This is a genomic window from Staphylococcus sp. EG-SA-2, from assembly GCF_017152085.1.
The window spans coordinates 1-719 of record NZ_JACYHC010001095.1 but is presented as its reverse complement, the minus strand read 5'-3'; the positions used below and the strand labels follow the sequence as shown (position 1 = coordinate 719).

Annotated in this window: 1 pseudogene; it reads right to left on the bottom strand. The window is 28.4% G+C overall.

Annotation, left to right across the window (positions count from 1 at the left end):
* Positions 1-477: 477 nt before the first annotated feature.
* Positions 478-719: pseudogene (locus tag IDG60_RS18330) on the bottom strand (NAD(P)-binding protein); the annotation flags it as partial.

Genomic DNA, 719 nt, shown 5'->3' with positions numbered 1-719 from the left:
ATATTATTTTCTCCCTCCACTTTTAATACAATTTACATAATCCCCCTCTTTAACTTAAATATTATAATTAATATAATTTTTTATATTTAAGTTATCTCATTTTATCAAAAAAATCTTTTTTGCGTAATAGTTAATTCGGTTATCTAATTTTTATGCAGTATCTCTAATGACTATTTGAATCCAATTGATTAATTTGAATCTTTTCATAAGTATCATTTTTAATAGCAATGGTTGAATTCTCGGTTCTATTACACAAAAAAACTGGCTAAAATTAGCTATTATTCATAGCAACTTCAACCAGTTTTTCTAATAACCTATATATTTATTAAGATTTTTCAAATCGTCTATTTCTCTATGTTAGAAATCATCTTACATATGTTTATCATCTTCGCTTAGAAATTATTAGTATGCATCCCATCTTCATTTACAAACAGACATGTTATTACTTCAAGACTGCCTTTAGACGGCACACAGTTATTATTTTTTATCCAACCACGCTAAAAATTGAGCTTGTTTAGTATCGTTTATAAATTCTTTCGTCACTATTTGTGATAACAATTGCTGCTTTTCGCTGTGATTCATATCAAGTAACTTTATTTTCTGTCGGCAAGTATATAAAAAGTCGATATACGAACTGTATGATGGTGGATATAACGCCTCAAGCTCTGCCATAATTGATTTTGTCAACTTAGGACTCGCACCATCAGTTGATACACTGA